The sequence below is a fragment of the Thermosynechococcus sp. JY1331 genome, assembly GCF_031583475.1.
GTDB lineage: Bacteria > Cyanobacteriota > Cyanobacteriia > Thermosynechococcales > Thermosynechococcaceae > Thermosynechococcus.
The window spans coordinates 1,638,760-1,659,431 of the sequence record NZ_CP134180.1 but is presented as its reverse complement, the minus strand read 5'-3'; the positions used below and the strand labels follow the sequence as shown (position 1 = coordinate 1,659,431).

General features: G+C 53.3%; 22 protein-coding genes and 1 pseudogene. 8 read left to right on the top strand and 15 right to left on the bottom strand.

Annotated elements, in window-relative coordinates:
* The first annotated feature begins 39 nt into the window (after positions 1-39).
* On the top strand, positions 40-1,587 hold the full coding sequence (locus RHJ31_RS08040; RefSeq protein WP_206199683.1) for a serine/threonine-protein kinase: 1,548 nt from the start codon (positions 40-42) through the stop codon (positions 1,585-1,587).
* Positions 1,588-1,702: 115 nt separating this feature from the next.
* The gene (locus RHJ31_RS08035; protein ID WP_011056299.1) at positions 1,703-1,873 is read left to right on the top strand and encodes a chlorophyll a/b-binding protein; all 171 of its coding nucleotides are present in this window, start codon (positions 1,703-1,705) and stop codon (positions 1,871-1,873) included.
* Positions 1,874-2,138: 265 nt separating this feature from the next.
* Here RHJ31_RS08035 and ndhM read toward each other — a convergent pair whose 3' ends face one another.
* The 4 genes from ndhM to RHJ31_RS08015 form a co-directional block, all read right to left on the bottom strand.
* Positions 2,139-2,474: a photosynthetic/respiratory NAD(P)H-quinone oxidoreductase subunit M gene (ndhM, locus tag RHJ31_RS08030; protein ID WP_206199685.1), complete on the bottom strand. Its 336-nt coding sequence runs from the start codon at positions 2,472-2,474 to the stop codon at positions 2,139-2,141.
* A 251-nt stretch (positions 2,475-2,725) separates the two neighbouring features.
* The gene (locus tag RHJ31_RS08025; protein ID WP_310438265.1) at positions 2,726-3,106 is read right to left on the bottom strand and encodes a hypothetical protein; all 381 of its coding nucleotides are present in this window, start codon (positions 3,104-3,106) and stop codon (positions 2,726-2,728) included.
* 98 nt (positions 3,107-3,204) lie between these two features.
* Entirely contained in the window at positions 3,205-4,566 is a 1,362-nt protein-coding gene (locus RHJ31_RS08020; protein ID WP_302676230.1) for a CHASE3 domain-containing protein, read from the bottom strand.
* A gap of 46 nt (positions 4,567-4,612) precedes the next feature.
* On the bottom strand, positions 4,613-5,296 hold the full coding sequence (locus RHJ31_RS08015; RefSeq protein ID WP_302676229.1) for a response regulator transcription factor: 684 nt from the start codon (positions 5,294-5,296) through the stop codon (positions 4,613-4,615).
* A gap of 157 nt (positions 5,297-5,453) precedes the next feature.
* Between RHJ31_RS08015 and RHJ31_RS08010 the strand changes: the two genes are divergently transcribed.
* Both RHJ31_RS08010 and trmFO read left to right on the top strand, forming a co-directional pair.
* Positions 5,454-6,857: a cation:proton antiporter gene (locus tag RHJ31_RS08010; protein ID WP_206199689.1), complete on the top strand. Its 1,404-nt coding sequence runs from the start codon at positions 5,454-5,456 to the stop codon at positions 6,855-6,857.
* A gap of 2 nt (positions 6,858-6,859) precedes the next feature.
* On the top strand, positions 6,860-8,233 hold the full coding sequence (gene trmFO, locus RHJ31_RS08005) for an FADH(2)-oxidizing methylenetetrahydrofolate--tRNA-(uracil(54)-C(5))-methyltransferase TrmFO (RefSeq protein WP_302676228.1): 1,374 nt from the start codon (positions 6,860-6,862) through the stop codon (positions 8,231-8,233).
* On the opposite strand, the gene tsaE is transcribed toward trmFO, so the two are convergent.
* Genes tsaE through RHJ31_RS07980 form a run of 5 tightly spaced genes read right to left on the bottom strand, consistent with a single transcriptional unit; the run spans position 8,136 to position 11,708 of the window.
* Entirely contained in the window at positions 8,136-8,594 is a 459-nt protein-coding gene (tsaE, locus tag RHJ31_RS08000; protein ID WP_206199691.1) for a tRNA (adenosine(37)-N6)-threonylcarbamoyltransferase complex ATPase subunit type 1 TsaE, read from the bottom strand. The two genes, trmFO and tsaE, sit on opposite strands and share 98 nt — an antisense overlap.
* Positions 8,595-9,287: a magnesium protoporphyrin IX methyltransferase gene (gene bchM / locus RHJ31_RS07995; RefSeq protein ID WP_302676227.1), complete on the bottom strand. Its 693-nt coding sequence runs from the start codon at positions 9,285-9,287 to the stop codon at positions 8,595-8,597.
* 48 nt (positions 9,288-9,335) lie between these two features.
* On the bottom strand, positions 9,336-10,244 hold the full coding sequence (locus tag RHJ31_RS07990) for an ABC transporter permease (protein WP_206199693.1): 909 nt from the start codon (positions 10,242-10,244) through the stop codon (positions 9,336-9,338).
* Positions 10,213-10,935 carry a cell division ATP-binding protein FtsE gene (gene ftsE, locus RHJ31_RS07985; protein WP_302676226.1) on the bottom strand — a complete coding sequence of 241 codons (723 nt, stop codon included), beginning with the start codon at positions 10,933-10,935 and terminating at the stop codon, positions 10,213-10,215. The genes RHJ31_RS07990 and ftsE overlap by 32 nt, the downstream gene beginning before the upstream one ends.
* Positions 10,932-11,708 carry a WecB/TagA/CpsF family glycosyltransferase gene (locus RHJ31_RS07980; RefSeq protein ID WP_302676225.1) on the bottom strand — a complete coding sequence of 259 codons (777 nt, stop codon included), beginning with the start codon at positions 11,706-11,708 and terminating at the stop codon, positions 10,932-10,934. Before RHJ31_RS07980 ends, ftsE begins: the two co-directional genes overlap by 4 nt.
* A gap of 295 nt (positions 11,709-12,003) precedes the next feature.
* Between RHJ31_RS07980 and psbD the strand changes: the two genes are divergently transcribed.
* On the top strand, positions 12,004-13,062 hold the full coding sequence (gene psbD / locus RHJ31_RS07975; RefSeq protein WP_206199695.1) for a photosystem II D2 protein (photosystem q(a) protein): 1,059 nt from the start codon (positions 12,004-12,006) through the stop codon (positions 13,060-13,062).
* Positions 13,063-13,119: 57 nt separating this feature from the next.
* Here psbD and rfbC read toward each other — a convergent pair whose 3' ends face one another.
* Genes rfbC through rfbB form a run of 3 tightly spaced genes read right to left on the bottom strand, consistent with a single transcriptional unit; the run spans position 13,120 to position 15,624 of the window.
* Entirely contained in the window at positions 13,120-13,668 is a 549-nt protein-coding gene (gene rfbC / locus RHJ31_RS07970) for a dTDP-4-dehydrorhamnose 3,5-epimerase (protein ID WP_302676224.1), read from the bottom strand.
* Complete coding sequence (gene rfbA / locus RHJ31_RS07965) at positions 13,637-14,548, bottom strand: glucose-1-phosphate thymidylyltransferase RfbA (protein ID WP_302676223.1); 912 nt, start codon at positions 14,546-14,548, stop codon at positions 13,637-13,639. The genes rfbC and rfbA overlap by 32 nt, the downstream gene beginning before the upstream one ends.
* Positions 14,545-15,624, bottom strand: a complete 1,080-nt coding sequence (gene rfbB, locus RHJ31_RS07960) for a dTDP-glucose 4,6-dehydratase (protein WP_302676222.1) — start codon at positions 15,622-15,624, stop codon at positions 14,545-14,547. Before rfbB ends, rfbA begins: the two co-directional genes overlap by 4 nt.
* 103 nt (positions 15,625-15,727) lie before the next feature.
* Between rfbB and RHJ31_RS07955 the strand changes: the two are divergent.
* Positions 15,728-16,066: pseudogene (locus RHJ31_RS07955) on the top strand (nucleoside deaminase); the annotation flags it as partial.
* A 16-nt stretch (positions 16,067-16,082) separates the two neighbouring features.
* Here RHJ31_RS07955 and alr read toward each other — a convergent pair.
* A complete protein-coding gene (gene alr / locus RHJ31_RS07950) occupies positions 16,083-17,231 on the bottom strand; it encodes an alanine racemase (protein WP_302676220.1) in 1,149 nt (382 codons plus the stop codon).
* 297 nt (positions 17,232-17,528) lie between these two features.
* Here alr and murI point away from each other — a divergent pair, with 297 nt between their 5' ends.
* The gene (murI, locus tag RHJ31_RS07945; RefSeq protein WP_149818353.1) at positions 17,529-18,422 is read left to right on the top strand and encodes a glutamate racemase; all 894 of its coding nucleotides are present in this window, start codon (positions 17,529-17,531) and stop codon (positions 18,420-18,422) included.
* A 77-nt stretch (positions 18,423-18,499) separates the two neighbouring features.
* Entirely contained in the window at positions 18,500-19,222 is a 723-nt protein-coding gene (locus RHJ31_RS07940) for a Bax inhibitor-1 family protein (protein ID WP_190278207.1), read from the top strand.
* On the opposite strand, the gene aroC is transcribed toward RHJ31_RS07940, so the two are convergent.
* The gene (gene aroC, locus RHJ31_RS07935) at positions 19,219-20,310 is read right to left on the bottom strand and encodes a chorismate synthase (RefSeq protein WP_302676219.1); all 1,092 of its coding nucleotides are present in this window, start codon (positions 20,308-20,310) and stop codon (positions 19,219-19,221) included. The two genes, RHJ31_RS07940 and aroC, sit on opposite strands and share 4 nt — an antisense overlap.
* Positions 20,311-20,325: 15 nt before the next feature.
* Positions 20,326-20,664, bottom strand: coding sequence for an iron-sulfur cluster assembly accessory protein (locus RHJ31_RS07930; RefSeq protein ID WP_302676218.1), 339 nt, complete (start codon positions 20,662-20,664; stop codon positions 20,326-20,328).
* Between the last annotated feature and the right edge of the window lie 8 nt (positions 20,665-20,672).

Genomic DNA, 20,672 nt, shown 5'->3' with positions numbered 1-20,672 from the left:
GTTTGCGACCTCGCCAGCCGATTTCCCCTTGAGGCAACTATGTCAGAACCGCACCGCGATACCAACATTGGCCAAATTCTGATGAATCGGTACCAGCTGACGGAGCTGATTGGCAAAGGCTCAATGGGGCGGGTGTATCGGGCAGAGGACATTCTCCTTGGCGGCGTTCCGGTTGCCGTTAAATTCCTGTCGCAAACCCTGCTCAACGATCGCATGAAAACCCGCTTTGCCCAAGAAGCGCGCGCGGGTGCTCTCCTCGGTCAGAAAAGTATGCACGTGGTGCGGGTGCTCGACTACGGCATGAACAACGAGGAAATTCCCTTCTACGTCATGGAATTTTTGGAAGGCGAAAACCTCAGTGATTTGCTCCTAGAAGAACCCCTGCCCTTAAGCCGATTTCTGCGAATTGCACGCCATATGTGCCTTGGTCTGCAGGTAGCCCATGAGGGAATTATCATCGAAGGCCAAAAATGCCCCATTATTCACCGTGACATTAAACCTAGCAACGTCCTTGTGATTCAGGATGGCACGATGGGGGAACTTGCGAAGCTATTGGATTTTGGGATTGCCAAATTTTTGGGGGATGTCTCTGAAAAAAGGCAAACCTCGTCGTTTATGGGCACTTTGGCCTACTGTTCCCCAGAGCAAATTGAAGGGCGAGAGTTGGATCACCGCTCGGATATCTACAGTCTTGGCATCACCATGTATGAGCTACTCACCGGCAAGATGCCCATTCAGGCGGACACCCACTCCATTGGCAGTTGGTTTAAGGCACACCACTTCCAAAAGCCAGTGCCCTTCAATGTGGCCAGTCCAGGGTTGTATCTTCCTCCTGTCCTTGAGGAACTGATCATGGCCTGCATGGCCAAGTCCCCCAGCGATCGCCCCCAAAACGTCGGTGAAATTATCAAGGTCTTAACAGCCCTTGAGGAACAGTTTGGGAGTAGTCGAGTCACCCAGCCGGGGGTAGAGGTCGCTGCAAAAGTCTCTCAACCCTCAGAACGCCAGTCTCAACCGCCTGTTGCCCTTGCCACCGTTGAAGAAGTCTGCTGGCAAAGTGTTTGGCCTGCCGATAAACCCGTCGCGGAAATTGTCTTTCCGATGCCTTTGTATGCACAGCGGGAATCAGCCGCCTCGCTGTGGGTGATGCTGCCTCGCCCAGAAATTGATCGGCGCATGCTCAATATTCGCTACAACCAGTTTCTCTTTACCACCAGTCCCCACCCGATGATCCTCTGGATTACTGCCATCTACGATCCCAAGCAAGGGCCCCGCTGGTTGCCCTGTTATTTGGATATGAAACTGCCACGCAACCAAGAACTCTGCGTTTTGCTCTCGGAGACCGGCTACTATCCGCTGCTCTTTTTCTCCCTTGAGGATCCGCAACACTGCATCAATGTCCGCATGTTTACGATCGCTACCTTCCAGCGGCAACTGCTACGGGATTGGCTGCAAACCAGTAAAAGCTTGCCCAGTTCTGCCCCAGCGATTGTGAGCCGTAATCTCCTCAAAGCAGAGTTTGAAAACTACAAGCCGCAAATCCTCGCCAAGCTGGAGAACGTGAAGATGGCCACAGTCATTGATTAGGGATATCGCGATCGCCCTCTAGGACAGCAATAGAGAAAAATATATTAAGAGATGTTGCGGAATTAGTAAAGAATTGTTACAGTGAGGGTACAGGGTTCGATCAGGAGTCAAAACCATGGAAGATACCAAAACCATCAAAGCTGAAGATCGCAACGCATGGGTCTTTGGATTCACCCCCCAAGCTGAAATTTGGAACGGTCGCCTCGCCATGATCGGCTTTGTGGCGGCGCTACTCACAGAACTGATCACCAAACAAGGCGTGCTTCACTTCTGGGGTCTCCTCTAGACCTTAACTCTCTCCCAATTTTCAGCGGTCAAAGTGTCATTTTGAGGTCAGTAATGGCCTCTTTTTTTTGGCCAATTCAGCGGTACTACAAGGCAAACACAGCGCCTTTCACAAAGAGAGCACACCTTCAAAACCGTGAAAGCGACTAGCAGAGAGGATTGTACTCCCTCTATCCATCCCAATAGGTCAGGACTGTAGCGGGAAATGCCGCTGTCAAAGTACCTGTTAAATAATCCGCAATTGAGGATGAATAAATCGAATAAATCTAGGAGTGATTCACACGAGGAATCCCCAGACTGTAGTTGCGCACACGACTGTTGAGGTTGTAGCCAATTTCCCCCTGCATCAGCAAAGAGCGAATAAAATGCTCCAAGTCCGAGCCAATGCGCCGCAGATTATATTCCGTCAAGTCCTCGCCAGCGGCATTTGCCACCAACTCCTGAAATTTGGCTTCCACCTTCGCTAGGGCGGCGTCGTTCCACTCCAACTCGTTATCGGGATCCACATTCAGCGTCAGCGTTTCTGTATCAGGATGAACTTCCCCATCAACCACATGGCCGGCATAGATGTGAACGTGGCGTGTTGTAGACTTCAGTAGCATGGCTAACCAATGACGAGTGAACCGTAGTTCGTAAACGCTTCTACTATACCAAGAATCCTTGCGCGGAAAGTTTCGAAAAACTCATGCCTTAACCCAAGAATCCGTAATAGAACTAGGCTGGATTCTAGGCTGATTTTGGCTAGCGATCGCTAAAAGCTGAACATAAAAGGGGCAATTGCCCCCTCTATCCATCCAGATTTTTAGCTACCTCACAAAATTTCCCAGCCGCCTATGTGGTAACGGGGTTCCTCCTAACGTGCCTGTCGTTGCTCCCAGCGTCGCCGGCCACCCGCCCAGGGGGGAGGTCCACCATGGGGACGAATGTTAATCACCTCGCCATTGGCGCGGGTAATGCGAAAAGCGTCAAAATCATAGTCATCATATTTCCCTACCACCGTGACCGTTTCGCCGGGCTGGAGATTGATTTGGTGAAACCAACGGGGACCGGCATCCACAATGACTTGACCCGTGCCATCGTCGAGAATGAAATGATTGCCAACTGCACTGCGTACGGTGCCGCGAATGGTAATGCCATAGACATTGCCTAAATTACGAATCGGAGTTACCGACTGGGCAACACTTTGAGCTATCGGTGGCATCAAAACGCCCGTAGTACCTACAAAAAGAGACATACCCAAAGCCCATAAATACTTCCTAACCATGTTCTGTGTCCTCAATGCTTCAATCCCTAGATTAAGGAAAAAAAATGACAGAACTATGTCAACGTCCGTCAACGTCCGCTTGGGGGTAAGGTAATGGTCACCGTTGTTCCCTCCCCCACGCGACTGTGAATTTGCAGCTGTCCTTGATGAGCATCAACAATTTGTTTGACGATCGCTAGCCCCAAACCAAAGCCCTGCGGTTGTTTCTGACCTTGATGAATGCGATAAAAGCGCTCGCAGACATGGGGCAGGGCAGCTTCTGGAATGCCGATCCCCGTATCCACAACAGCAATTTGAACCTCGCGCTCCGTTGACTGAGTTTCCAATTTCACCTTGCCACCTTGGGGGGTATAGGCGCAGGCATTCCTCAAAAGATTTGCAATTGCTTGCTTGAGCAGCAAAAAGTCACCCTTTACCATGATGGGCAATTCAGGGAGTTGAACCACAAATGTAATCCCTTGGTCATCCATGGGCTGCTGCCACTCTTCAGCTAATTCCTTAATCAGCGCATGGGCATTAAACGATTGGCAATTGGCCAACTGACCTTCATGGCGAGCCAAAAACAGCAGATCGCTGACTAAATTGGCCATTTGTTTTGCAATCTGGCAGATGTTGTTTAAGTTTTGCTGCACAGTTGTAAAGGATTCACTGTCATCTTGCAGCTCTTCTTCTAAGATCATTAGAGCCAGTTGACTATTACTTAAAATTGCTGATAAAGGTGCCCTTAGCTCATGGGAAGCATTGGCTGTAAATCGCTGAAGCTGATGACAAACAACAGATAGTTTTTCATTATTTTCCCTAAGGGAATTTTCGCGCGATTCTAGTTCTGCAACCAGCTGATAAAACAAGCGAACAGAGAGTAAGCTAGCAATACCACCAATCACGGCAGCAGCAATTATAATTGACCATGCCAATTCTCGATACTCAATTTGGTGCCCCCGGCGATCGCCCAACAGCACCTCCTCATTTTTATAAAATTCGTAAATGCTTTGCCGTGCTCTTTCCATTAAAATCCGACTTTTATTCCAATCAATATTCTGCTCTTGGTTAGATTTACTGACTAAATGGGTCGTAGATGTAAAATTTTCTGAATATACATAACGATCAAAAATCTGAATGTTTTGCTGAAGGGTTTCCTCGATTGAGTCTAAAGCCTTAAGTTGCTCAGGATTATCCTGTACCAGCTCTCTAATTTTTTCCAATGATGGAACAATGCGAGATTTTGCCGCAATGTAAGGTTGCAGAAAGCGGTGACTGCCTGTCAGGCTATAGCCACGCACACCCGTTTCCAAGTCCAGCAGTAAGTTAAGTAGTTTTTGCGTTTCTAGTCTTACTTTTTGCGTATGCAACACCCATTCATCATCTTCAATTAGGTTTAGCTTCAACCATATAAATGACGCGACAATAATGAACAGAAAGATAATCGGCATGGCAATAATTAAGCCAGCACGATAGCGAATTGATCCAACTACTTTCCTAAGAAACATTTTGCTGGGGATTCAAGGAATAACCACTACCATAGTGGGTTTTGAGCCAATGCTCTACACCCAGTTGCTTCAATTGCTCCCGCAGCCGTTTCACTCGCACAGCAACCGCGTTACTCTCAGGGGATTTATCCCATTCCCAGAGTTGACTTTCAATTTGCTGGCAGCTGAGAACTTGGCGTGGATGGCGCATCAGGTAGCTGAGCAACTGAAAATCTCGACTTTTAAGCTGAATTTCCACACCTTGATAGCTCAACTTCCGAGTCTCTAGGTGGAGAGTTAATCCCTCAAGGGTTAGTTCATCCCCCTGCCAGAGGGGCGATCGCCGCCGCAGGGCGCGGATGCGTGCCAATAATTCCAATAGATCCACGGGCTTAATGAGATAATCATCGGCACCCACATCTAAGCCAGTGACTTTATCCGCCGTCGTGTCCTTTGCGGTAAGAAATACAATTGGCGCGTTTTTTTGCTGCTGGCGGTAATAGCGACACAGCTGTGTGCCTTCACCATCGGGTAAAAGCCAATCTAAAATGAGCAATTCATAATCCACCTCATGGATTAACCAGTAGGCTGTTTTCAAATCGGGTGCAGTATCAACGGTGTAGCCCTGCCGCTGCAGTGCTAGGCAAATGGGCTGTCGCTGCTGGGGGTCATCTTCGACAAAGAGAATGCGCATGATCGAGTGACCGCTGCTATAAAAAACGATGATAAACCGACTGAAATCCAACTTGGTTTAGACAGAAAGAAATAGGATTCGGTTCAGACTAGAGGCAGGTTGAGCAAAAGGGGAAGGCATGCTTAACTGAGTTAAAGAGTTTTGAGCCTTTGCTTCTATGCCTTTGATAGCGCTACTGTTTGAACCCTTTTTTGCCAATGCGGCAGCAGAATCAGTGAACTTGGCGGAAGCAGCACCTTTAATTTTGGCCGCTGTTTTACTGAGTCTGGTGGTGATTTACTTGGCGAGCAAAATGGGCGGTGAAATTTGTGCCCGCATTAACTTTCCACCGGTGTTGGGTGAGCTGGTGGGCGGTGTGGTGGTTGGTATTTCGGTCTTGCACCTGTTGGTCTTTTCCGAAGGGGGAACCACTGAGCCCTCTGTGCTGACGACGTTTATTCAGCAGACCACCGGCATGGATGACCCGCTGGCTACGGTGGTTGCCAATACTGCCAGTGAGGTCATTGCCGTCCTCTCAGAAATTGGCGTCATGATCCTGCTCTTTGAGATTGGCTTGGAGTCCGATCTAGAGGGTTTGCTGAGGGTGGGGCCGCAGGCAGCTATCGTTGCTGTGGGCGGGGTGGTGGTTCCCTTTACAGCAGGAACCCTTGGCCTCGTGACGCTGTTTCATGTGGACTTGGTACCGGCCATCTTTGCAGGGGCGGCTCTGACGGCAACCAGTATTGGCATCACAGCCAAAGTCCTTGCCGAAATTCAACGTCTTACTTCTCCGGAAGGTCAAATCATCATTGGGGCAGCCGTTCTCGATGATATTCTCGGCATTATTGTGCTGGCAGTGGTGGCCAGTCTAGCCAAAACGGGCACGGTCGAGATTAGCAATGTGATCTACTTGATCATTAGCTCTGTAGTCTTTTTGGTGGGGTCTGTTGTCGTGGGGCGGCTGCTGAGTCCCTTCTTTTTGGGAATGGTCGATCGCCTGACAACGCGCGGCAACTTACTGATTCCCTCTCTTATCTTTGCCTTTGTCCTTGGTTATGTGGCAGTGATGCTGCAATTGGAAGCGATTCTCGGTGCTTTTACCGCTGGCTTAGTCTTGGGGGAAACGGAAAAACGACGTGAGCTAGAGGAGCAGATTTTGCCCATTGCCGATATGCTAGTGCCAGTTTTCTTTGTCTGTGTTGGCGCACGCACCGATATTAGCGTTCTCAATCCCCTAGAACCGGCCAATCGTGCGGGTCTGATCATTGCCTCGTTCCTTGTATTGGTGGCCATTGTTGGTAAGGTGGTAACAGGGGCAACGGTCTTTGGCCAGCCGGGAATTAACCGTTGGGCCATTGGCATTGGTATGGTGCCTCGCGGTGAAGTGGGTTTGATTTTTGCGGCTGTGGGGTCGGCCAGCGGTGTGCTCTCGAAGGCTCTAGATGCCGGTATTATCGTCATGGTGATTGTGACCACGTTCGTTGCGCCACCCCTGTTGCGCTTGGTCTTTAAGCCAGAGGTAGAAGACTCAGAGGCGTTACCCAGCTCGGAAGTTGCAGTGGAGTCTCCCCCAGAAGGATAGCAATGGAACCGATTACGGTCATTGGTGGTGGTCTAGCGGGTACAGAAGCGGCTTGGCAAATTGTTCGAGCGGGTGTGCCGGTGGTGCTGTATGAAATGCGCCCCCATGTGCCTAGTCCAGCTCACCATACGGCGGAGTTGGCAGAGTTGGTGTGCAGTAATTCCTTTGGTGCCAAGGCCAGCGATCGCGCCACGGGGTTATTGCACCATGAACTGCGTGCCCTCGGGTCGTTGATTATTGCCACTGCCGATCGCCATCAAGTGCCTGCCGGCGGTGCTCTAGCGGTGGATCGTGCCCAGTTTAGTCGTGAGTTGACTGAAACCCTCGAAGGCCATCCCCTTGTGACATTGCGGCGTGAAGAACTCCCCCATTTGCCAGAGACTGGGATTGTCGTGCTAGCCACCGGGCCGCTTACCAGTGAGGCGCTGAGTGCGGATCTCCAACGCTTTACCGGACTGGACTACCTCAGCTTTTTCGATGCTGCCAGCCCAATTGTGGTTGGGGAGTCCATTAACCGTGAGGTGGCCTTTTTGGCCTCCCGCTACGACCGCGGGGAAGCGGCCTATCTCAACTGTCCCTTCACTGCTGAGGAATATCAGCGCTTTTGGCAGGCTCTCTGTGAAGCTGAACAGGCACCCTTGAAGGACTTTGAGCGTGAGAATGCTCAATTTTTTGAGGCTTGCTTACCCGTAGAGGAGTTGGCGCGGCGGGGGGTGGATACGCTGCGCTTTGGACCTTTGAAACCCGTGGGCTTGCGAGATCCGCGTACGGGAGAGCGTCCCTATGCGGTGGCACAACTGCGCCAAGAGGATCGCCATGGTCAACTGTGGAACTTGGTGGGCTTTCAAACCAATTTGCGCTGGGGCGAGCAGCAGCGAGTCTTGCGGATGATTCCGGGCTTAGAGCAGGCCGAGTTTGTGCGCATGGGGGTGATGCACCGCAATACCTTCTTAAATGCGCCGAAGTTGTTGAGTGCCAGTCTCCAGTTTCGCGATCGCCCCACCCTCTTGGCGGCGGGTCAAATTACCGGTACCGAAGGGTATACAGCAGCAGCGGCGGGGGGCTGGTTAGCAGGAACGAACGCGGCTCGCTTGGCACAAGGACTCCCACCCTTGGTATTGCCGCCAACCACGATGGCCGGTGCCCTCTTCCACTACATCAGTACGGCGGAGAGCAAAACCTTCCAGCCCATGCCCCCCAACTTTGGTATTCTGCCACCCCTAGAGCAAAACGTTCGGCAAAAGGCCTTGCGCTATGCCGCTTATCGCGATCGCGCCCTCAAAGATTTAAGCATTTGGGCAACAGCGATGTCGCTGCCCCTACAGCCTCTAGAGTTAGACAGGTGCGATCCTGCTGTCGTTGAAGCTGGAGCCTAAGGTAGTCTGGGGGTAGCGTTGGCAGGCGATCGGGCCACTCTATGGCAACAATTCCGAGATCAATTTCTTCCCCAAGCCAATAGCGTTCCGGTGCCAACTCCGCCACTTCAGCAGGGGTAAGGCGATAGAGATCAAAGTGATAGAGGGGCACACGCCCTTCGGGGTATTCCTGAATCAGCGTGAAAGTGGGGCTTTGGATGACATCCGCAATGCCCAATCCCTCCCCCAAGGCTTGCACAAACGTGGTTTTCCCTGCCCCTAGATCCCCCGCTAACAAGAGCACTGTCCCCGGCGGCAGCCATGTCCCCCACTGGCGCCCCAAGGCTTGCAGATCCGCCAAGCTGAGGTTGAGGTTCGTCATCTAGGCGCGCACTGCTTCTAGGAGTCGCGAAAAGTAAAAGCGGGTTTTGGTCATGGCATTGCGTTCAATCCGCCAACCCAAGTCTCGCAAAATCCCCACAATAAATTCCTCACTGTGGAGATAGGCACGGGTGGCCTTGCTGGAGCCGGGGAAGAATTCACCAATTTTTTTCAGCAGCGTATATTTTGGTGTTTTGGGGGCAAAGCTGAGGATCAGTCGCTCCATCGCCAAGGAACTCAAGTGGGCTAGCATCCCTGCCATTTGGCTGTCGGGATAGTGGATGAGGACATCAAGGCAGATGACGGTATGGTATTGTCCCCGCAGGGCTTCAAGATCACTGACACTGAGGATGAGTTCATGGTGGCCATTCAATTGAGCAGCGGCGCGATCGCGGGCTTCGGCCACCATCTTCTCGGAAATGTCACTGGCATAGACCCGTGCCCCCAATTCTGCAAGGGGAATGCTCAGACTACCAACCCCACAGCCCGCATCACAAATGAGTTTACCCTTGAGGGAGCCATCAGCCTTGAGCCATGCTAGTACCGTATCAATGGTCTGTTGGTGTCCCATGCGGATATCCGCTTGCACCTTGCTGACCTGATCCGTGCCATAGATGCGCCGCCAGCGATCGAAGCCGGTCGTGTTGAAATAATTTTGAACAATTGCTTTCTCGTCAGCCGTAAATTGTGCCATAGCCCTTAGAATCAATCGTCATTGCCCCATTTATTGTGGCATAGCCGCCTACCGCTGAGAGGTGGTTGGCAGTGCCAATCGGGTACTCACTAGCCCCAAAATTACCCCAATGATGATCAGGAACACCCCCAAGCCCAGCGACCATTCAAGGGAAACATTGCTGGCAAGGGCGCGAAAACTGGCCTGTTGGGTTAACCACTGCTGAAGCTGTTGACTACTGCCCCAGCCAACTATCCACGCCAGTAAACCACCGCCGCCACCTAGACTAGCGGCTTGAATAAATAGGGGGGTATAAATCCAAGTTTGGGTGGCGCCCACCAATGTCATGATCTCAATTTCAGGTTGGCGCACAAGGATAATCAACCGTAAAATGGCGCTCACTAAGGCAACTACCGTTAAACTCAGGAGCAGCACCAAAATGAACGTGACTGCCCGCACCACCCGCTGCACACTTTGCAGACCCGTTAGGGCACGCTCAAGATACTGCACCGACTCAATGCCTTCCTTTTGGGCAATTTGGCTGGCTAGGGGAGCCACCTGTTCGAGGCTTTGGGCGCGGATCTTGATTTCATCGCTGAGGGGATTGGTGTCAAAGAGGGCTAAGCCACCCTGTTCACTTTTGAGGCCTAAATCAGCTTGCAATTGTGCCCAAGCGCGATCGCGATCAATCCAAGTGAAGTCGGCTACCCCCGGTAATGCCGCCAACTGCTCCTTAAGGCTGGCCACTTTGGCTGCGGGAAGTTCAGGCGACACATAGGCCGTAATTTCTAGCCGATTGCCCAAGGACTCGACACTAGCGCCAAGGAGGTGCGACACTTGCCAGCCCCAACCAAAAATAAAGAGCGTCACGGCCACAGCAATAACGGCTGCGCCATTGAGCCAACCACCGCGCCAGAGACTGCGGCGCACTTCTGGAAGCAAAAAGTCAAGGGTGGGTAAGGGACTCAAGTTTGCCATGGTGCAAATGGAGAATCCGATGGGGGACTAAGCGAGTCAAGGCTAAGTCATGGGTGGTAAAGAGAACCGTTAGCCCATGTTGATGGAGGCGATGGAGCAGGGCAAGAATTTGCTGGCTGGTTTGCGGATCCAGATTGCCCGTGGGTTCATCCGCCAGCAATAGCTCAGGCCCACCAACGATCGCCCGAGCAATGCTCACCCGCTGCTGCTCTCCCCCCGATAGAGATTGGGGATTGGCATTGGCTTTGTGGCTCAGACCCACCAGTTTGAGCGCCGTTTGTACCCGCTGCTGAATTTCTGCTTTGGGAATACCGCGCACCAGCAGCGCAAAAGCCACATTGTCTGCCACGGAGCGATCGCCCAGCAGCTTAAAGTCTTGAAAGATTACCCCCAAGCGCCGCCGCAACTGTGCCATCCGTCGATCCTGTTGGGGATTGACTTCCTCACCAAAGAGGCGAACTATGCCCTGATCTGGGCGAACTTGGCCACAGAGGAGTTTTAAGAGGGTGGATTTACCTGACCCCGAAGCACCCGTGAGAAAATAAAACTCTCCCCGTCGCAGTTGTAAATTGACGCGATGTAAGCAGGGCAAAGTGCCACCAAAGGACTTCGTGACTTGCCACAGTTCTGCAACGATTACCCCCTGAGAGGTGGGTTCGCAGGGGGGTACCACTGGGGTCACTGCTGTCATCGGGACGAGAAACGCTGTCGCCCATACAAACGACTTAGGAGCGCCTTCCATGCAAATTGGGGCAAAGCCAACATCCGCCGCCAGCGCCACGGTTCCTGATACAGACGGTAGAGCCATTCTAGATGGAGTTTTTGCATTAGCTTGGGTGCTCGCTTTTTAACCCCTGCCCACACATCAAAACTACCGCCCACGCCAACCCAAATCGCCTCTGGACAAATGTGACGATGGCGATCAATCCAATATTCCTGACGGGGAACTCCCAAAGCCACAAAAATAATGTGGGGTTGTGTCTCCTTCAGCGTTTCAATGAGAGCAACCTCTGTATCGGCATCGTGGTAGCCTGACTGCACACCAATAATGTTCAGGTTGGGCAACTCTCGATGCCAGCGCTCAGCTACTTTTTCTGCCACCCCCGGCGCTGCCCCATAGAAGAAGACCCGCTTGGGCTGGGGCGCCTCATTGGCAAGTCGCAGGAGGGCTTCGGCAAATTCAATCCCCGGCAGACGGCGCACCGAGAGGCCATGCAACTTGAGGTAGAGAATGACCCCCGATCCATCGGGAATCACCAAATCAGCACGGTGTAAAACATCAGCAAACTCTGGTGTTCGCTCCGCCAGCATCACCATCTCTGAATTGAGCGTGATCACGTGCTGACCATGGCCATTCCGCTGCTGCATTAAGAGCCACTCAGGAGCATTATCCACCAAGTGCAGTGGAAAGCCAAGAACAGAGACCTTTACGGGAATGGCGGGAATTAGAATTGAGCGACCCATAGGGCAGAATTCAGGGCAAGAAACACCGAGTATCTTACAACCCTTTTCACAGGAATTGAACACCGTGAGCAAAACAGCTTCCTAGGAGGGACGACAGCTCGCTATGTTCTGCCATGGTTTGGAAAAGGGCTATACCCTAGATACACAGTTCCTCGACGAGGTATGCCTTGTTGAAAACCACAAAACGCCTTTGCTAGATTAGAGTCGTTATTAAGATTCGTAAACTTGGCTCTTATCGTCCCATTGAGCTACCTCACGAATCTGCCTTTATCACTTCCTTTCGGAGTTGAGTTTTATGACGATCGCAATTGGACGAGCGCCAGCAGAACGGGGATGGTTTGACATCCTCGACGACTGGCTCAAGCGTGACAGATTTGTCTTTGTCGGCTGGTCAGGCATCCTGCTGTTTCCCTGCGCCTACCTTGCCCTCGGGGGCTGGCTGACCGGTACCACCTTTGTGACCTCTTGGTACACCCACGGCCTCGCCTCCAGCTACCTCGAAGGCTGCAACTTCCTCACCGTTGCCGTTTCCACCCCCGCCAACAGCATGGGGCACTCCCTCCTGCTCCTCTGGGGTCCCGAAGCCCAAGGGGACTTCACCCGCTGGTGCCAACTGGGCGGTCTGTGGACCTTTATCGCCCTCCACGGCGCCTTTGGCCTCATTGGCTTCATGCTGCGGCAATTTGAAATTGCTCGCTTGGTGGGCATCCGTCCCTACAACGCCATTGCCTTCAGTGCCCCCATTGCCGTTTTTGTCAGCGTCTTCTTGATGTATCCCTTGGGGCAATCCAGTTGGTTCTTTGCCCCCAGCTTTGGCGTGGCTGCCATCTTCCGCTTCCTGCTGTTCTTCCAAGGGTTCCACAACTGGACTTTGAACCCCTTCCACATGATGGGGGTGGCCGGTGTGCTCGGCGGTGCCCTGTTGTGTGCCATCCACGGTGCCACAGTGGAGAACACCCTCTTCCAAGATGGCGAAGGCGCCAGCACTTTCCGTGCCTTTAGCCCCACCCAATCGGAAGAGACCTACTCGATGGTGACGGCCAACCGGTTCTGGAGCCAAATTTTTGGCATTGCCTTCTCGAACAAGCGCTGGTTGCACTTTTTCATGTTGTTTGTGCCCGTGACGGGGCTGTGGATGAGTGCGATTGGCGTGGTGGGTCTGGCGTTGAACCTGCGGTCTTACGACTTTATTTCGCAGGAGATTCGGGCAGCGGAAGACCCTGAGTTTGAGACGTTCTACACGAAGAACCTGCTCTTGAACGAGGGCATTCGCGCTTGGATGGCGCCCCAAGACCAACCCCATGAAAACTTTGTCTTCCCAGAAGAGGTACTCCCCCGTGGTAACGCTCTGTAGAGCCTAATCGTATCCTCGTCTGAGTGTCCCTCTCCAATTGGGGAGGGATTTTTTATCTCAAGCAAATAGGGGAAGTTCGTTGAACGACTTGCCCTGCTGATCCTTGGCAGAAAGGAGGGGTTCGCTGTCGATCGGCCATTGAATGCCGACGGTTGGATCATTCCACAGCAGCGTATATTCATCCCCCGGATTGTAGTAGTCCGTTGTTTTGTAGAGCACTTGGGCGGTGGCTGATTGCACCCAGAAGCCATGGGCAAAGCCAGGGGGAATCCACAGTTGCTGGAAGGTGTCTGCGCTGAGCCAAGCCCCTACCCATTGGCCACAGGTGGGCGAGGAACGCCGCAAATCGACTGCGACATCAAAAATTTTTCCTTCGATGACGCGAATGAGTTTGCCTTGGGGCTGTTGGTGCTGGTAGTGTAATCCCCGTAGCACGCCCTGTTGTGAGGCAGAGTGATTGTCTTGGACAAAGGTCACCTCTAAGCCTGTAGCGGCCATAAAAGCCCGCTGATTAAAGCTTTCTAGGAAAAAGCCCCGCTGATCCCGAAAGACACGGGGTTCCAAGAGCAGAACGTCAGCGATCGCCAGGGGTTGTACCTTGAGCATGACTGCCTCCAGTGACTTCTGCCCACACCTGCAAGAGATATTGACCGTAGCTACTTTTGCGCAGGGGTTGGGCGAGTTCATAAAGTTGCTCTGGGGTAATGTAGCCCTGATGCAGAGCAATTTCCTCTAAGCAGGCAATTTTCACCCCCTGCCGTTCCTCCAGTGTGCGAATAAAGCTGCTGGCCTGTTGCAGCAGATCATGGGTACCCGTATCCAGCCACGCATAGCCGCGTCCCAGCAATTCCACCCGCAGTTGTCCCTTTTCAAGGTAGAGGCGGTTGAGATCGGTGATTTCCAGTTCCCCCCGCGCCGATGGTTGAAGCTGGGCTGCCAGATCGCACACTTGATGGTCATAGAAATAGATGCCGGGCACCGCATAGTTGGACTTAGGCACCGCTGGCTTTTCCTCAATGCCGAGGACGCGACCGCTGGCATCAAACTCAATCACACCGTACTGCTGCGGATTGGCCACCCGATAGCCAAAAATCATTGCCCCTTCCGTCAATTGCGCCCCCTGTTGCAATTTTTGGGGTAAATCATGGCCGTAGAGCAGATTATCCCCAAGGGTGAGGCAGACGGGTTCTCCTTGTAAAAACTCCCGCCCTAGGATAAAAGCTTCCGCGAGACCATTGGGCTGAGGCTGCACACAATAGCTGAGGGACAAGCCCCACTGATGACCATCCCCTAGAAGCTTTTCAAAAAGATAGAGGTGCTCTGGGGTAGAAATAATGAGGACCTCCCGAATCCCCGCCAGCATCAGAATTGAGAGGGGATAGTAAATCATTGGCTTGTCGTAGATGGGCATCAGTTGTTTACTGAGCACCTGTGTCAGGGGATAGAGGCGGGTTCCAGAGCCACCAGCCAAAATAATTCCTTTCATGGGCAATGACTAAGAACGCTGCCATAGTGGGTTGCCAGCCAAGCACTGTAGTCGGCGGTGCGCGCTGCTTCCACCCAATCTTGATGGGCAAGATACCACTGCACGGTTTTTTCAAGGCCACTGCTGAAGGTTTCTTGGGGCTGCCACCCCAGTTCCCGCTGAATTTTACAGGCGTCAATGGCGTAGCGGCGATCGTGACCGGGGCGATCGCTGACAAAGGTAATCAAGCTGCGGTAATTCAAATCAGCGCGAGGCACAAGGGTTTGCAGCAGATCGCAGAGGGTTTGCACGACCTCAAGGTTCGGCTTTTCGCAGTTGCCACCAATGTTGTAGGTTTCCCCCACCTGACCCTTTTGCCAAACGGTATAGACCGCACGGCAGTGATCTTCAACGTAGAGCCAATCCCGCACATTTTGACCATCGCCATATATCGGCAGCGGTTGCCCCGCTAGGGCTTGGCAGATCACCAGCGGAATCAGCTTTTCGGGAAACTGGTAGGGACCATAGTTGTTGGAGCAGTTGGTGGTCAGGGTGGGCAGGCCGTAGGTGTGGTGGTAAGCTCGCACCAAGTGATCCGAGGCAGCCTTTGAGGCGGCATAGGGGCTGTTGGGGGCATAGGGGCTGTCTTCGCGAAAGGGCGGATCCTCAGGGCCAAGGCTGCCATAGACTTCATCGGTGGAAATATGAATGAAGCGGAACTGCTCCTGTGCTCCAGTGGGTAACTGCTGCCAGTAGGTTTTGACCTCCTCTAGGAGATTGGCGGTGCCCACAACATTGGTTTGGATAAAGTCTTGGGGACTATTGATGGAGCGATCGACATGGCTTTCGGCAGCAAAGTGAATCACGGCATCGGGCTGAAAGGTTTGCAATAGCTCTTGCACAAGGGGGCGATCGCCCACATCCCCCTTGACAAATTGATAATTGGGCAATTGCTCGAGCATGGCCAAGGTGCCGGGGTGACAGGCATAGGTCACTTTATCGAGGTTGAGTACCGCCCCCCAGCCTTCCGTAAGGGCTAAGCGCACAAAGTTGGCGCCAATAAAACCACCCCCACCCGTTACCAAAAACTTGATCATGGACACTGACACCACCAGATTCTGGCTTGCATCATACCAAGACTAGACACCCGTTCAGAAAAAGACGTTTACTAGGAATGAACATTTGCTCAGGCGGACAATCATGGATGAATTTATGGCGGCGGCGATCGCCGAAGCAGAACAAGGACTCAGAGAAGGTGGCATTCCGATTGGCTCGGTCTTGGTGCGCAATGGCCAAATCATTGGTCGCGGCCACAACCAACGGGTGCAGCGGGGCAGTCCGATTCTGCATGCGGAGATTGACTGTCTGGCCAATGCGGGTCGCATCGGTCGCTATGAAGATACGGTGCTGTACTCAACCCTAATGCCCTGCTATCTCTGTGCGGGTGCTGTAGTGCAGTTTGGCATCAAAAAAGTGATTGCGGGTGAATCCCAGACCTTTCCGGGGGCGCGGGAGTTCATGGCAGCCCACGGCTCTGAAGGAGAGTAGCGAAATTTTAGGACACGGGAATACGCGGCAAGCGGTTCTTGAAGCCACAGAGAATTTCCCAAGTAATTGTGCCTAGGGTGTCCGCCCAAGTTTCTACGGTTAGGCAGTCCCCGCCATCTTCGCCAAGAAGGGTCACCACATCCCCCTCCTGAAGACCATCAATGTCACTGACATCAATCATCAGTTGATCCATCGTAATGGCCCCCACTTGGCGAACGCGCTTTCCCTGAACCAAGACTTCGAGCTTGTTGGAAAGAAGGCGGGGCACCCCATCAGCGTAGCCAATGCCCACAACGGCAATTTTCATCGGCTTGGGGGCAATGAATTGGTGGCCATAGCTAATGCCCGTATGGGCGGGAATCTCCTTCAACAGGGTAATGCGCGATCGCACCTGCATCACTGGTCGCAGTGGCACCACATCCCGTAAATGAGGGGCAGGATACACACCATAGAGACTCAAACCAATCCGCACCATGTCATAGTGGCTACTGCGATTGGCCAAGGTGGCTGCCGAATTCGCCATGTGACGCCGTACCGACCCCAAAAGGGGAGCAAGTTCTTGGCACACCTGCTCAAAATAGGCCTGCTGCTGCCGCATCAAACTGGGGTCAGGATCATCGGCACTAGCAAAGTGGGAGTAAATGCCTTGGATGCGCAGGTGGGGTAACCGCTGCACAAATTGCACAAAACCCACGGCATCCTGCCACGGACAGCCCAAGCGAGACATGCCTGTATCAATCATCAAATGGACATCAAGGGGTTCCCGCCGGTGATCAGCGTAGTCGGAGAAAATCAAGGCTTGCTTGGGTGTAGAGAGGGTGGGCTGAAGCTGCCACTCGGCCATCATCTGCACCTGCACCGGCAAATTGACGGATCCCAAGACCAAAATTGGCGCTGTAATCCCCGCCTGCCGTAGGGTAATTCCTTCGGGAATTGTTGCCACCCCTAGCCAAGTTGCACCGTGGGCTAAAACTGTCTGTGCCACCGTGAGGGCGCCATGACCATAGGCATCTGCTTTCACCACGGCTAAAAGTTCCGTTGTTGGTGCCAGCCATTGGCGAAGATGTTGGGTATTGGCTGCCAAGGCCGCCAAATCAATTTCAATCCATGCGCGCTCACACTCCTGAGAACTGGTGAGCTGTTCCTGACTGAGCATTGTTTTTCCTATCCTCACACCATAACTTCCCCACAGGGGGTGACCAACCCTACAGCCACGGGTGCTCTGTGATTCAATGTATAGCACCCGATGTTCAGTCTTAGCGTCAATCATTCGCTTCTTAGCAAAACCTGCTAGAGTGGCACTACAGCCCTTTTCTATGACCTAGAGTCCATCAAGGAGATCTCGCGGTTTTGAGCGTGTCCCATCTCCGTAAAAAGGGCAGTAGATTGGCTGTGGTTGCCCTCTTGCTGAACGGGGCAATGTCATCTTTGTTGGTGTGAGGTCGAGGTTCGAGTGGACAACTGGCACAAGACATCCCTAGGGCTAAATCCTCTGGGAGCGATTGGCGTGTTTGACAGTGGGGTGGGGGGCCTAACGGTTTTACAGGCACTCCAACGCCTTTTACCCCAAGAATCGTTTCTCTACTTTGGGGATACAGCACGGTTGCCCTATGGAACTCGCCGCCGCAGTGAAATCCTGCAATATGTGCGGGAGATTTTGACGTGGATGCATTCCCAAGGCGTCAAGATGGCGGTGATGGCCTGCAACACCAGTTCAGCCCTTGCCTTGGCACAGGTTCGCAGTGAGTTTCCCTTTCCGATCCTTGGCTTGATTGTCCCCGCTGCCAAGATGGCGGTCACGCTGGGAAAGCGCATTGGTGTCATTGCTACCCCCGCAACGGTTAAAAGCGGTGCCTATGCACGGGCACTTCAGGAACTCTCACCCACAGTGGCGATCGCTCAAGTGGCTTGCCCTGAGTTTGTCCCCCTTGTGGAAAGCAATTGCCTAGAGGGCGATCGCGTCCACCGCATTGTTTGTCAGACCCTAAACCCCCTAGTTCAATTTGACCCCGATACCCTCATTTATGGTTGCACCCATTACCCCCACCTGCGCCCTGTGATTGAGCAGTATTTGCCCGCAACGGTTCATCACCTTGATCCTGCCCATGCCGTTGCCCGTGCAACAGTGCGCAAACTAGAGGCCATGAATTTAGCGACTCCTTGCCCCCAAGGCCAAGTGCACTTTTATGTCAGTGGGATACCCGAACAATTTGCCCAGTTAGCCAGTCAATGGCTGGGATACTACCCAACGGTGGAGCATCTATCCTTGAGTGTCTTGACCCAATTCTATCCGCCATTAGAGATAACCGCCCCGCCACCAGAGGTCTCCGTGGTTGTTGCCAGCTAGGTGCCCTTGGCAATTTTGGCACAATAGAACTATGCCATCTGGCTGTGTTGTCTATTCACCACCCTTGGAGGATTCCCGTGAGTAGTACCAGTAACTTTCAAGAGGCGATTCGCGAGGCGCGTAGTAGCGCGATCGTCGGTCCCAATGTGATTCGCAATGCCCTGCCCTTTGTCGGTGGTGGCCTCGTCCTGACGGCGGTGGGTAGCTGGGGTGGTCTGGGCGTGCTTGCTGCTGCGCCCCAACTCTTCATGCCCACGTTTATTGTGGCCATTATTGCTGAACTTGTCCTCTTTTTTGTGGCGCAGGGAGCTGCTCGCAAAGGGAACAATGGACTAGCCCTACCCCTGTTGGCCACCTACAGTTTGCTGTCGGGTTATACACTCTCTGGATTGATTGCCCTTGCCCTCAGCACCGTAGGCATTATGGGGATCATCATTGCCGCTGGCGGCTGTGGCATCACGTTTATGGCCGCTAGTCCCATTGGTTCCAATCTGTCGGAACGCGATGGCTTTGCCCTTGCCAAAACGGTACAACTGGGGATTATTGCCCTGCTGGTGGTGCTCGTTCTCCAGTTAGTCTTCAGCTTCTTTGGTGTCTTTACACCCACGTTTCTGGAAATTGCGATTTCTGGCATTGGTGTCGTGCTCTTTGTGGGGGCTGCGGTGGTGGACTTCTTTGTGCTGCCCCGTACCTACCGCGATGATCAGTACCTCTCTGCTGCCCTTTCGATGTACCTGACCTACATCAACCTGTTTATCTTTATCCTGCGGTTACTGATTGCCCTCAATCGCAGTCGCTAAAACAGCAGATGACACTGGGCATGATCCCGGAGCAGATGGTCACAGAGAACCAAAGCCACCATTGCCTCGACCATCGGCACCGCTCGCGGTAACACACAGGGATCATGCCGCCCTTTTGCCGCTAGAATTGTCTCCTCGCCTGCTTGGTTCACGGTTTTCTGGGCTTGGCCAATGGTGGCGGTGGGCTTAAAAGCTACCCGCAAAATAATGTTTTCGCCATTGGAGATGCCCCCCTGAACCCCCCCAGAGCGATTGGTGCGGGTGCGAATTCTTCCCTGTTCATCGGTATAGAACTCGTCATTGTGCTCTTGACCCGTGAGCAGGGTACCGGCAAAGCCAGAACCAATTTCAAAGCCCTTACTGGCGGGCAGCGACATCACCCCCTTGGCAAGATCTGCTTCTAGTTTGTCAAAGACGGGGGAGCCTAGGCCGACAGGCACATTGCGAACCACGCACTCAATGACACCGCCAATGGAGTTGGCCTGCCGCCGCACGTCATCCACAAAGGCAATCATCTTTTCTGCGGTGGTGGCATCGGGACAGCGCATGATATTCGCCTCAACGGCAGCCGCTGCCACGGTATCAGGATCAACAACGGCTTCAATGTCCTTGACCCGCTTGACGTAGGCAATGATTTCGGTACCCGCGACTTGAGCCAGAATTTTGCGGGCGATCGCCCCCGCGGCCACACGCCCAATGGTTTCCCGTGCCGAGGCACGGCCCCCCCCTTGCCAGTTGCGAATCCCGTATTTGCCGTCATAGGTAGCATCTGCATGGGAGGGACGATAGACCCGTGCCATTTCGGCATAATCTTCGGGGCGAGTGTCCTTGTTGCGCACCAGAATCGCAATGGGCGTGCCGAGGGTTTTGCCCTCAAAGACACCGGAGAGAATTTCACAGCGATCGCTCTCTTGGCGAGGGGTCGTGAGCCGACTTTGGCCGGGGCGGCGGCGATCCAGTTCCTTTTGAATATCCGCTTCTGACAGTTCCAATCGGGGAGGGCAGCCATCCACAACCACCCCCACACCGCCCCCATGGGATTCACCAAAGGTGGTGACGCGAAAGAGATGCCCAAACGTATTGCCCATAGTGATTTCTGAAACCTACGATCCGCTCACCCGAAAGGCCATGCCACAGCCACAGGTTTGACTGGCATTGGGATTGTGGAAGCGAAAAGCGCCCCCCATTAAGTCTTCGATGTAATCCACCCGCAACCCCCGCAACATCTCAGCCGCTTCCGCCGCGATCGCGATCGTCCAGCCTTGGGACTGGGTGAGCACATCCGTCGGCTCGGGTTCGGTCACAAGGGCAAGATCGTAGCGCCAGTCACCGCAGGCACTAGGTTGCACCTGAATCCGTAGAATCGCGGCCCGACCTCGACTGACGCCATGGGCTTGGAGACGTTCCAACTCTTGAATGGCTGCGGGGGTCAATTCCACCATCTTGCACC